Source organism: Runella sp. R5_40, from assembly GCF_057652295.1.
The window spans coordinates 299,446-312,530 of the sequence record NZ_JBYFCH010000002.1 but is presented as its reverse complement, the minus strand read 5'-3'; the positions used below and the strand labels follow the sequence as shown (position 1 = coordinate 312,530).

At 46.6% G+C, this 13,085-nt stretch carries 5 protein-coding genes; all 5 read right to left on the bottom strand.

Translation table 11 applies throughout. The features are described from left to right. Positions 1-19 precede the first annotated feature (19 nt). Genes AC23N5_RS06020 through AC23N5_RS06000 form a run of 5 tightly spaced genes read right to left on the bottom strand, consistent with a single transcriptional unit; the run spans position 20 to position 13,071 of the window. Positions 20-3,382, bottom strand: a complete 3,363-nt coding sequence (locus AC23N5_RS06020; RefSeq protein ID WP_487754858.1) for a VCBS repeat-containing protein — start codon at positions 3,380-3,382, stop codon at positions 20-22. Continuing rightward, positions 3,382-5,775, bottom strand: coding sequence for a TonB-dependent receptor (locus AC23N5_RS06015; protein ID WP_487754857.1), 2,394 nt, complete (start codon positions 5,773-5,775; stop codon positions 3,382-3,384). The genes AC23N5_RS06020 and AC23N5_RS06015 overlap by 1 nt, the downstream gene beginning before the upstream one ends. Then, complete coding sequence (locus AC23N5_RS06010) at positions 5,772-6,977, bottom strand: DUF4249 domain-containing protein (RefSeq protein ID WP_487754856.1); 1,206 nt, start codon at positions 6,975-6,977, stop codon at positions 5,772-5,774. The genes AC23N5_RS06015 and AC23N5_RS06010 overlap by 4 nt, the downstream gene beginning before the upstream one ends. Next, complete coding sequence (locus AC23N5_RS06005) at positions 6,974-9,751, bottom strand: TIM-barrel domain-containing protein (RefSeq protein WP_487754855.1); 2,778 nt, start codon at positions 9,749-9,751, stop codon at positions 6,974-6,976. Before AC23N5_RS06005 ends, AC23N5_RS06010 begins: the two co-directional genes overlap by 4 nt. Further along, positions 9,748-13,071 carry a VCBS repeat-containing protein gene (locus AC23N5_RS06000; protein ID WP_487754854.1) on the bottom strand — a complete coding sequence of 1,108 codons (3,324 nt, stop codon included), beginning with the start codon at positions 13,069-13,071 and terminating at the stop codon, positions 9,748-9,750. The genes AC23N5_RS06005 and AC23N5_RS06000 overlap by 4 nt, the downstream gene beginning before the upstream one ends. Between the last annotated feature and the right edge of the window lie 14 nt (positions 13,072-13,085).

The following is a 13,085-nucleotide window of genomic DNA, read 5'->3' as shown; positions in this document are numbered from 1 at the left end:
CAAGAACTTTCCGAAAGTTTTAAAACTTTCGGAAAGTTGGGGTTGTGAGGGATAAAATTTGGGCTTTGTCGTTGTTTTTTGCCAACAGCCAGTACAATTTTCCTGCCGAATTTTTAAACGGTTTGATGTGCCGAACTTGCCCGTAAATCGGCACTTTGGAAAGCTGAATTTCAAACTGATTTTTGCCTTTATTGAGCAAAACAGTACCAAAATCGGCGTCGTACCGCCCCATTTGGATGTTGTTGTCATAAAAATTTCCGCCTAAAAACACATCAGGCAGGTTGTCGCCGTTGGCGTCGATAATGGTGGCTGTTTTGTACGGACTCAACTGCGCCAAGTACGGCAAAGGCTGAAACTGGAAATTCCCTTTACCGTCGTTGACAAACACACCGTTGGCAAATTCGTTGGCTTCTAGCACGGTCATTTTGCTCAATTTATCTTTGCCAAACAGGTTTTCTACCGACGTTTTGGCAAAATCGCGGGCGTGGATGTATTCTTTTTTGATGTAGGGAAACTGCTTGTCGGTTTCCATTTTATTGGCAAACAAGGTTTCTTCGCCGTTGAGGTAGTAGGTCAAAATCTGGTCAACGCGGTCGTTTTTGTCAATGTCACCTACGTACAGCCGAACAGGTTCTTTTTCGGAGGCTTTGATGCGGCTATTTAACCCCAAATTGCCTGCCAAAATATCCAAATCACCGTCTTGGTCAAAATCATGCGTCAACGTAAAATTCCACCAGCCTTTTTGGTTGCTTCCAAGGGTTGTTGCCTTTTCAAACCGCCCGTTGTTTTGGTGAAAAACCGTTAGGGATTTCCACTCAATGGACAATAGCAAATCAAGGCGTTGGTCTGTGTTCAAATCCACTAGTTCCACATTGGTCACCATTCCGATGGTGCGCAGTTCGGGGGCGAGTTGCGTTGTTTTGTCCGTAAAGTTTCCTTTGCCATCATTCACGAGCAAATACGAAGTAGGATTGTCGCCGTAGGCTTTGGGAATGGAGCGTCCACCGATGAACAAATCCACCGCTCCGTCGCCCGTAAAATCGAACGCACGCACGCACGAAGCCGTTACGTAGAGGTCTTTGAAGGCATCTTCTTTGCGGGTCAGTTGGCCACGGCCATTGTTCAAATACACCCGTGGCTGGAGTTGATACGTTTTGCCAAAAAACTCATTTCCGCCGCTTGCTACCACTAAATCAAGGTGTTTGTCGCCGTTGACATCGGCCCACTGGGCGTCCACATCCTCGTAAATCAGGTCTTTTTCGAGGGCAGGTTGGGGCAAATTCTGAAATTTACCGTTGGCATTTTGGAGATACACTTTGCTGAGGGCATCGCGGGCATTGCCCAAGAAAATGTCTTCAAGCCCGTCGTGGTTAATATCGGCTATCGCTACCGCAGGCCCTGCCGATGAGGCCAAATGCGGAATGAGTGCTTCGCGGTCAAGTTCGTTAAAATTGTTTTCTTGGTGGACAAAGTCAAGGGTTAATGCCGTCGTTTTGTCTTCAAAAGGAACTTTGGGCGTCAGTAGTTTTTGCAAACGTTGGTAATCAAAACGGGGCAGGTTTTCGCTTTGGACGAGTGTAAGCTGTTTTTTCAACTCGCCTTTACGCAATACTTGGTAGGTTTGGTTAGGCCAAACAAAAAGCAGTGAATCCACTTCGGCTATTTTACCCACGCCTACCACCAACGGAATCTCAGCGCTCGACTGAAAACCACGCACGGGAAACTTCTCGTAGCTAATCACTTCCCCTTTTCGGAATACCAAACATTTGGCGCCAATCGCGTTGCGGTTGCCCGTTTTCCCTTCGATTTGAAGGGTAATAGACTCGTTGGTCGTCGAAAGATTTTCGTAGATAAATGCCTTGTCGTTGATGTTGTTGGCAATCACGTCGAGGTCGCCGTCGTTGTCCAAATCGGCATAAATCGCACCGTTAGAAAATGAAGGCTTATCGTTTTCAATGGCGTTTTGCCAATCAGTAAATTGAAGATTTTGGGTATTGTGGTAAAACTTATTGGGAAGTTTGATTTCGGGCAAAATATCCACCACGTCGGGGTCATCTTCGTTAAATTCGCCCTTGTTCATTTTTTGCTGAATGGCTTCGTCCGACACAAACTGAATGTAGTCGATGTCGTTCATCCGTTTGGGAATACCGTTTGAAATGAAAATGTCTTTCTTCCCGTCGTTGTCAAAATCCATCATCAGCGGCGACCACGACCAGTCGGTGGCGTGTACGCCCGCGTACATTCCCATTTCTGAAAAAAGGCCATTTCGGTTGAGTTGGAGGTTATTTCGGGCAAACTGATAGCTGTAGCCTTGGCGGATTTTGTACTTAAAAATGTTGTACGAATCTTCCCCTTCCGAACGCTTCAAAATTTCTTTGTCGTTGGGAAGCATGTCGAGCGAGATAATCTCGGGAAGGAGGTCGTTGTTTAAGTCGCCGATGTCGATACCCATCGAAAACTGACTCGTGTGCATAATCTGCCGCTCAGAATCTTCGGCAAACGAGCCATTGCGCTGATTGAGGTAGAGGTAGTCGTTTTCGTGAAAATCATTCCCGATGTACATGTCAGGATAACCGTCGAGGTTGACATCGCCAATGCCTACGCCCAAGCCGTAACCCAGCACGTCGTCGATGATGTGCGCTTGCTGCGTAACTTCCACAAATTTGCCATTGTCGTTGCGGAAAAATTTATCGCCTGCCGTGGGGTGCGGTGTTCCTTGAAAAGCCGAACGAAAGCCAAATGTACCGTTTTGGTGGACGGAGTGATTAAGCTGAAAAAAATCCAAATCACCGTCTAAATCGTAGTCAAAAAAGGCAGCTTGCGTGCCCAGCCCTTTCAAATCGAGGCCATATTCTTTGGCTTTTTCTTCGTAAATGGGGATTCCTTTTGCCGTAATTTCTTTGCAAACAAACAACAGATTTCGCCCGTCCAAACTCGGGATTCCGCCTACTTGGCTGATGTAAATGTCCAGCTTCCCATCTTGGTTGATGTCCACTACCGACACGCCGTTGGCCCATGCCTTGTTTTGGTTGATGTTGGTTTGAGCGGTGACGTCTTCAAACTTCATCTTGCCCCGATTGAGGTACAGTTTGTTGTCCGACAGGTTTCCCGTAAAGCACAAATCAACGAGACCGTCGTTGTTGAAATCGCCCGCTCCTACGCCGCTGCCGTTGTAGAAGTACATGTAGTTGAAAATATTGAGCTTGCTATCCGCTTTGAGGGTATTGGCAAACTCAATGCCTGTTTCGGAAGCGTCTAGTAATCGGAATTGGGCAGGCGGTTTGGGCTCGCTCGATGATTGACAGCCCACAAAAACATAGGCCGCGTAGGTAACGAAACAAAGGGCACAAAAACGATATAAAAGGGTTGAATTAGACATCATCAAAATTCAAAATTATAGGCTAAACTAACAATAGGCGCGCCAAAAATCTGCAAACGTTTTGCTTGGCTAATGTTCTTTTCGGTTTTGAAAAAGACCGAATACACATTCCGACGGGCGTACAAATTATAGACCGTAAAGGCCCATTTTCCTCGGAAGCGACGGTCTTTCATGCTGGGGTTGTAAATGTTCCAAGCAAAGTCTAAACGGTGATAATCAGGTACGCGTTTGTTGTTACGTGCTTCGTAAAACGGAAAGAAATTGTTGAGGTAATTGACAAAACCCACGGGCTGCGTGTAAGGTCGTCCTGTGCTATAAATAAACGTAAAACTAAACGAATTGTGTTTGTCAATGCTAATATCGAACGAGGTATTGACGCTGTGCGGTCGGTCATAATTGGCGCGGTACCAATGCCCGTTGTTGACTTGTTCAATCGAAGGAAGGTCGGTGTAGGTGCGGTTAAAGGTGCGTGAATAGGTATAATTGACCCAGCCGTTGAGCCGCCCTTTTTTCTTGGTCAACATGACTTCGATCCCGTAAGCTTTGCTCAAACCTTGTACAATCTGCGTTTCGGGGTAGGGTTGGAGCAAAAAATCGGCACCAGGTTTGTAGTCCACCATGTTTCGGGTGAATCGGTAGTAGCCTTCCACCGAAATCTCATAAATGTCGTTGTCGAACGAATGGTAGTAGCCTGCCGAAAGCAAATTGCTGATTTGGGGCTTGATGTGCAGGTCGCTTGTTTTCCAGCGAGAGGTTGGAATGGGCGTGGTGGTATTGGAAACAATCTGCAAATATTGACGCATGAGGTTGTACCCAAACTTGAACGATGTCCGTTCGTTTAGGGCGTACCGAATCCCGACCCTAGGCTCAAACCCGCCGTAGTGGCTAAACACTTTGTTGTGACCCGCTTGTACGGAGTCTATCACGGAGAAGTCGTCGCGGGGTTGGCCTGCTTCGTAATTTCGGTAAAGGGCAGGTCCTAATGTTTGAAAATACGAATAACGAATCCCTACCGAAAGCGCCAGTTGTTTGCTGAAACTGTATTCATTGTCGGCGTGCCATGCCCATTCGTTAGCGCGTTCGGAAGGCGTGACAATGTTACTCACACTGGCGCTTTTATTGGGAACTAGCTCGCCAGGTTGTATATCGTAACGCGTAAAACTAAGCCCCGTTTCTAGCTTGTAGTTGGTCAATACATAGTTTAGGTTAGACTTGAGTTGTTTCTGCGTCAGGGCCGAATTCAAATCGACGAAGTTGTTAGTGTCTTTTTCTTGGGTGGAAATTTGTGGGGTATAATGGGCGTAAACGGCCGTGGTTTGAATGTCCATTTTGGGGGAAATTACTGTCAACCAGCGTGCCATAGCATTGGTAGAAGTATGCTGGTAGCGCGTAAATTCACCGATGACGTTGGGAAGCCCTGGGAGGAGATTGGTGCTAAAAAGGTCGTAACTTTTGTAAAACGTGCCCGTCAGGGTGTTTTTAGGGTTAATTTTCCAAAACCCTTTCCAAACGCCCTCGCCGAACTTTGCTTTGATGTCTTTGAGTTTATCGGAAGCAATCGGCAACAAAAAATCATTGAACGCGCCCCGCGCCGCCACATAAAACCCAAGTTTGTCTTTGACAACGGGGACATTGACCATGAGTCGGTTGGACACAATGCTGACACCTCCCTTGATTTTGAGGCTGTCTAAGGTAGGATTGCGGAGTTTGATGTCAAGCACAGAAGCCGCTCGGCCTCCGTAGCGACCTGGCACGTTGCCCTTGTACAAATCCAAGGTAGAAACGGCATCGGGTGGAAACACCGAAAACAACCCAAACATGTGCGTAGGGTTAAAAATGGGCGTATCGTCTAAGAGGATTAAATTTTGGTCGGTGGTTCCGCCTCGAATATTGACCCCGTTGGAGGCTTCTCCCACGCTCGTAACGCCTGGAAGCATCTGAATTCCGCGCAATAAATCCACTTCCCCAAAGGCCGAGGGCAGTTTTTGGAAGGTCTTGATGTTGATTTGATTCACCCCCAAAATCGGTTGCCGAATGGTTTGGTCAAACCCTTTGGTCGTAATCACGACTTCCTCCAGTTGATTTTCGGTTTTATCCAACAGTACAGTTACTTTCAGGCTGCGGGTCATTGGCGGAAAATACTTGGAATAAGGCACGTACCCCACATAACGTATCGCTACGACGTGACTTTGACGGTCAACGGTCAGGGTAAACTCGCCTTTTTCGTCGGTTTTGGTCGCTCCTTTGCTGTGGTTGTGGTCGAGGATGACGGTGGCACCCGCGAGCGGTTGCTTGCTAATGGAGTCCAAAACCGTTCCGCTGATGGTGTATATTTGACCCAAAGCGGCAGAGGTGCTCAAAAGCCATCCCAATACTAAGTAAAGTGTGTTTTTCATCGCCAGCCAAGGGGGGGAATAGGTGTGCGGGTAAAACTTGGTTGACAAATGGCCAACGGAATATCAGGACGCTCGTTTGAGAGTTCTTCGAGCACCACGGGGCGGTTGTTGATAAAGCTAAAAAGTCCGTTTGGAAGTCCTCCAGTGGTATTTCGGCGGTCGAGCATCACGCGTACTTCGCTCACCGAAGAGGCAGAAAAATAGCCCAATACCAATTCATTGGCGTCTTTTACGTTTCGGATATTTCCTCGCAAAGGCGCAGGAGGCGTATCGGCTAAAGTTCCTGTATTGACGGATTGGTCTTGGAGTAATTTTAGGTAACGATACGTGTTTGGTGACAAGGACATTTGCTGGAGACTTACCAAACAAGGGTTCGACTGCCGCAGGGGAATTTGGGCGGCTAACCTGTTTTTTTGGGGTTTGCCATTGGTATAAACATCCGACAAAATGTTGATGTCCGAACTGTAAAAAATGTCCCAACAGCGCGTTCCGCAGTAATAATCAAAACGGTCATTGACTTTTAAGGTCAGGTCGCGGTAGCAATCGCCTGTTTCTCCCTGTTCGGTTTCAAATAAGTAATAGCGTCCTTGGGTGCAAGTGGCACAAATGCGCTGAATTTCCCAATTGACCCACCGCCAACGGTAAAAATTCTTTTCGTTGGGGGCGTCATCAAAATCAACATAAATGTCGTTGCTCGAAATCTTTTCACTCGACCCTGCTGCATTGGGAATCCCTGTAAGGTTAAAATCCTCCGATACGTTTTTGATGGCTGGAACAGAATACATCGTCTCGACATCAGTTTCATACACTTTTCCGTTGGCCAACTGAAACCGCAATTGGTACGTATTTCCTGCTTTGGCCCGAAAACCAGTGGGACAATAGTAGTAACCCGCGAGCCGTTCTTCTAGCTGGATTTCGTCTTTCTGGTTGATAATCAGCTTGACGAGGGCTTGCTGCTCAGGGAAATACGACTGCCGCGCTGGATAGATTTTGGACGTAAAATCGGAGCTTTTAAACGAAGCATCTTTGGGCGTACTAAAAATAGAGACGTACTGAGGCTCGTTTAAATCGGTCAGTGTCCCATCTACCAGCAAGTATTCTTTAGAAGTGTAAATATCTGCATTGAAATCGTCCACGCAGCCGATGAGATAGACCAAGCTACACAAAACTCCCATCGCTATCAATAACCGTTGGCGTATCATAGAATCATCATTTTTTTGGTGGTCACTTCCCCTTTTGTATTTCTAAGCAGGACGGTAAAAATGCCCTTTTGAGGTGCGGAGGGGAGGCTATGGTGGGTTTGTTGGTATTGGGTCAAGTTGCCGAGGGTGTGTTTGTAAATCAGGGTTCCTAGTATATCAATCACTTCAATGGTATAATCGTCGGTTGTAGGGGCGATGATTTGCAAGTTTACTGCGCCTAAGTCCCGTGCTGGGTTGGGATAAACAACGAGGGCATCCTGTGCTGGCGTCACAACGCTGGTGAGAATCCCCAAATCGGTACGAATGATTTGGGCCGAGGCGGTCTTGTTACAATCCCAATCAAAGGGAATACTCAATTGGAAATTGGCCAAATCATAGTAGGCCGTTTTTGTTTTTAGAGGCGAATCTGCTACAAAACGAACGGGAATCGTTTGCCCATCGAGCAGCACCGCTTTGGGAATGTTCGTTACATTTTTTATTTCCAACAAAATATAACGACTCCCGAGTCCTTGGGCGGAGGTGTGAGTGCGGGTGAGCGTTACACCGATGGTATCCGTCTTGGATTTGCCTGTCAGTTTGAGGAGTTCGTAATTCTGGTTCGTAAGCACGTTTGCATCCGTGCCCTTGTCGTGGAAAATGGTAAAATCGGAGTTAGGTACCGATACATCTTGAAAAAACTTGATAACCAAACTATCCGAAACGTAGGCATCGGTCGAAGACTTGGCACTGACCGCCATCGGGACAAAACCACCCGCAGGTACATACACGGGGATATTTTCGAGGACTACATTTTCAAAAATAGTACCTTCACCTTGATAAGATTTTTTAGACCAGAAATCAAACCATTTTCCATTGGGTAGTTGCACTTTCCGCACGAGCATTCCGTGAATCATAACGGGGGCTATGAGTAGGTTTTTTCCAAAAAAGAACTGGTCGTCGATGTTTGCTAGGCGATTGGATGGTTCAAAGTAGTCCATCGAAAGGCAGAAAGGCCGCCCCGTTGTGGTGGTTTGGTAGGCAAGGCTATAAATGTACGGAAGTAGCTGATAACGAAGCTTTATCGCGGCACGGGTATTGTTGTAAAAAGGCTGCGTCAGGATGTAGGGTTCGGTAACGTTTCGCTCACCGTTGACGCGCATAATGGGCGAAAAAGTCCCAAATTGCGTCCAACGCATGTCCATTTCTTCGTCTTTAGGCGCTTTGTCGGAAGGAGTCACGTAGCCCCCAATGTCGGAGTGCATATAGGCTAAACCTGAGTAGCCCGCGTGAATCATCATCGGAATTTGGAGGGTAAGCCCCAGCCAATACCGAGCTACGTTGCCAGTCCAAGGCAAAACGCCGTACCGCTGTGCGCCCGTCCAAGCTGAGCTTGTGAGATGGAACAAGCGACTGGCGGGAAAAGCCGCGCGGTGGTTGTCATAAATGGTTTTGGCCCAGAGCAGTGAGTAAAGATTATGGACTTGTGTCGAGGGTGTATTGTTATGGACAAAAAACGTGGGATGTTGCGGTGGCTCTAGCCCGATACTCGCCCAGCCGCCGATACCGTCGTTTGTTCGAGGGGTTAGTTTGCTGGCGAGCCACTGTTGGGTATTGGTTTGAAAAATGTCCAGCAAACTGGTCGTATCACCGCCTTGGGTGAGGAGACCCGTGGTTCCCGAAAGTGTTTTTGTGAGAAGACGAAGCGAATCCAAACTACGGTAATTGGCAGAGGCTTTGTTGACGTAGGGTGAGTTCATTACCACTGTTTTTACACCTTTTGCCAACCAGTTTTTCATCATGTTGGCAGGTGACGGAAAGCCTGTTTGTCCCCAATTCATGTTTCCAAGGTTGTTGGTATTGCCTTGCCACGGGGTATTGATGATGACAGCATCTAAGGGGAAACTCTGACTCTGTAAGTTGGTAATTACATCGTTTAACTCGCGCTCGGTACTGTAGCTGCTTTTGGATTGGAGATAGCCCAATGCCCAACGCGGCACCAACGGCTGCCGTCCCGTGAGGGCAGTGTATTCGTACAAAATTTCGTCGTTGTTGGCGCCGTTGATAAGGTAATACGACCAGAGTCCTAGGCTGCTTATTTGGGCATCTATTCGGGTAGAGTCCAACGCGCCTAAGTAAGTCCGCATGTCGCCAGGGAGCGGACTGTCGAGCAAAAGGCCGTATTGCCCCGACGCCACAAAAAATGGAATGGTGATGCTTTGAGCCAAGCCGAAGGTTTGGCCATAAATATCATCAAAGTACCACGGACGAAAGGTGTTGGTAAATTCCGAAACCTTGCCCGTTAGGTTTACTTTGGACACCCTTCCACCTGTCCCGTGAAAAATTTCGTTGGGGTCAATAACAAAGGAAATCGAAACGTTTTGGTTTTTATAGCCAAAAACGTCTTGTTTGATTTTGGTTTTGCCGTTTGATTTTAGCGCAATCGAAATCGGGGACTTGGTGATTTCTAATTGGCTTGAAGGGGTAACAATCGTCAGCGTTGCTGGGGTTTCTACCAACTGAAATTGACGCAATGAAAGCGGCTGACCAACAACGGCGTAGGATGTATCTTGAAAAACGCTGTTGGAAGGAAACTGGGTTACCTTAAAAACGTTGTTCGAGAAGACCTGCACGCGCACTTCGGCCGATGAACCGACTAAGCGTAGTTCGGTATTTAGAACCGAAAAACGAAGTAAGTTACCTGCGTTTTGTGCTAAAATAGGCCACGAAAAGCACCCGATAAGCGCGATTGTTGCCCCAATAAATTTCCACATTCCTGTCCGCACATTGTTTCTCATAGCGTGGGTTTGGGCTGTTCGATTTTAAATAATTGTGGTATGGAATTGTTCAATAAACCAATCACGTATGGCGAGCCATTGACCTTGACGGGTTTGAGTTGGGTCATTTCGCCTTGGGGAGTAAAGCCCGAAAGGTGGTCGGATACTGCGGCAAAAACGCCTTTCCCCTTGTTGATAAGGATTTTTCCCTTGAAAGCATCCAAACGCGAAAACTGAGGAATGAAGTTGTAGTTGTTGCCACCGAGCAAAATATCTTTCAATCCATCGTTGTTGACATCGACGCAGTAGGTCGCGTTGATGCACGAAATCTGGGCTTCCACTGGGAGTGTTGATAGGCTAAAATTGCCTTTGCCGTCGTTGATGGCTACGGCAGAGTGCATGTAGTTTACTTGTTTGACTGTTGCTTTTGAAAGCACATCGGACGTAAATAAATCCTTCAGCCTTTTGGTTGCGTAAGCCGAGTGTTTCAAACTTTCTTTTTTCAAAATCGGAAACTGCTCCATCATTTCTCGTTTCAGTAGCACGGGACTATCTTCGTCCTCAACGGTTTTGGTTAAGATTTTATCGGTTAATCCATTGTTGTCAAAATCGCTTACCCAAATTTTGATAGGGCTGTTTTCGGAAGCGCGCAACATGAAGTTATCGCCGATGTTTCCAAGTACCAAATCCAAATCTTTGTCATTGTCGATGTCCACGGCTTCGATTCTTCCCCAAAAGCCTTGGTACGCTTCTAAACCTGTGTTGATTTGGGTAAAAGCCCCGTTTTGGTACGCAAAAGTCATGGGATTCATCCAATCACCGACCACCGTCAGTTCTTTGTTACCATCCCCGTTGAGGTCGTCCCAGACAGCATCCCGAATCAGCCCCAAAGTTTGGAAGCTTTTGGGGGTACTGTCTTTGAATTTGAGGTTGCCAAGGTTTTCAAAAACGTAGCTGACGGGAGAAAGTCCGTAAGTTTTGGGCAAGCTTCGGCTACCGATAAACAAGTCTAAGTCACCGTCTTTGTCGTAGTCCATCGGAATCACAACGCTGGTATTCATGCCGTTTGGCGGCAAGGCGTTGGCAGCGAGGGAGAAATTGCCTTTGCCGTCGTTGGCATACAAGCGGTCGTTTAAGCCTCGTTGGTTAGGGTCGAGTTCGTTTCCTCCTGCTCCAATGTACAAATCCAAGTCACCGTCTTTGTCGGCGTCAAAAAACACAGCTTCGGTATCTTCAAAATATTTAAAGTCTTCAAAAACCTGTTGTTCCGATTTTTTGAATGAACCGTTGACTTGAAAATACAATTGCCCAGCTTGGTTGGCGGCTCCACAAATGTAAATGTCGTCGGTGCCATCGTTATTTACGTCTCCCACGGCTGCCCTTGGGCCTTCCTTGGAGAGCTTGACGGGAATGTTTTTTTCTTGGTAAAAATCTTCGTAATCGTTTTCCTTATGGGCATCGAAGGGAGCATCTGCCTTTGCCAAATAGAGCGACAAGCGCTCAACAGGGGTAGGAGTGGGGAGCTTTTTGCCACTACTAATGCTCAGTTCGTGGGTTCGGTCAGCTGGAAGGTTGTTAAGTTTGCTGATGCGGCCATCGTACCAAGTAATGGTCACGGAATCAACTTTGGTCATCGAACCTAACCCAAGCGTTACGGGGTATTCGGTACTTGACTGGAAGCCCCGCGCAGGCATGATGTTTTTGCTTAAAATTTGGTCTTTTACATAGACTTTTAATTGCGTTCCGATGGCGTCGCGGTTTTTACCTTCGCCTTTTAGCTTAAACTTAACGTAGTGAACTTCTTTGTTTTCGTTGGTTTTGTTGCGATACACAAACGCTTTTTGGTTGACGTTGTTGACGACCAAGTCCAAATCCCCGTCATTGTCCAAATCGGCATACGCCGCTCCGTTGGAAAAGGATGGCGTTCCAAACCCAAAACTTTTGCTGGCTTCTTCAAATTTGAGGTTGCCTTTGTTATGGAAAAAATTGTTGACAATAGGGCGTGAAGGCATTTGATTGATGATGGCATCAAAGCTCTTTTTCTCTCCCGAGAGCACCATTGTTTGGGCTACTTCGTCGGCAAAGAAGTCAATAAAATCTTGGTCGATGACGTCGTTATAAATACCGTTAGACACATAAATGTCGGTTTTCATGTCGTTATCGGCATCAAACATCAGTGCCCCCCAACTCCAGTCGCTGGCTTCAACACCGCTCAAACACGCAATCTCGCTGTAAGTACCATCTTGGTTGTTGAGTTGCAAGGCATTTTGCATAAACTGATTGTAAAACCCTTTTTGTTGCTTGAGTTTGAAGATGTAATGGCTTTCAAACGAAGTGGTGCTTTTAAGGCGGGTTTCGTCGATGGGCAGCATGTCGGTCGTAAAAATATCCGAGTAGCCATCGTTGTTAATATCGGCAAAATCAGCCCCCATGGAGGCTAAGCTGGTGTGCCCGATTCGTTTTTCTATTTCTTCTTTAAAGGTTCCGTTGCGTTGATTGATGTAGAGATAATCTTTTTCAAAAAAGTCATTTGAAATATAAATATCGGGGTAGTTGTCATTGTTAAGGTCGCCGACGGTCACGCCCAATCCAAACCCAATCAAACTTCCATAAATTCCTGCTTGCTCACTGACATCGACAAACTTGTTGTTGTCGTTTCTAAGTAATTTATCCCCTCCACCTTTCAGATAATCTTTGACGGGCCAATCTTTGGCGCGTAAGTCGCGGTTGTTGTCGTAGTTGAGGGTATTGACAGGAATAAAGCTATTGTTCAAAATATAACAATCTAAATCGCCGTCGAGGTCATAGTCAAAAAAGGCTGCGTGGGTAGTATAGCCATCTTCATCGAGGCCATATTCTTTGGCTTTTTCGGTGAAGGTCATGTCGCCATTGTTGATATAAAGAGAATTACCCTGGTTTTTGATGCGTTTGTCGATGCCCGCATTACAGACATAAATATCCAACAAACCATCGTAGTTAATGTCCACCATCACCACCCCCGTGCTCCACTTGCCTGCGTCGGCAACGCCTGCTTTTTGGGTAATGTCCTCAAATTTAAAATTGCCTTTGTTGAGGTACAGTTTATTTTCACCCATGTTCGACGTCATATACACATCGGGCAGCCCGTCATTGTTGACGTCGCCAATTCCTACACCACCGCCGTTGTAGAAGTTGCGGTAATTGAAGATATTGAAGTTTTCATTGTTGGTTACCTTATTTTCAAAATCAATACCCGAATTGGTTACCGATTCAAAAAGCCCTTCGGTAGCATCTTCACGTTGGCAGCTTGTGAAACCAATGGCGAATAAACTAAGGCAGATATATAGACGAGAATGACGCATGAATGAAATAAGTG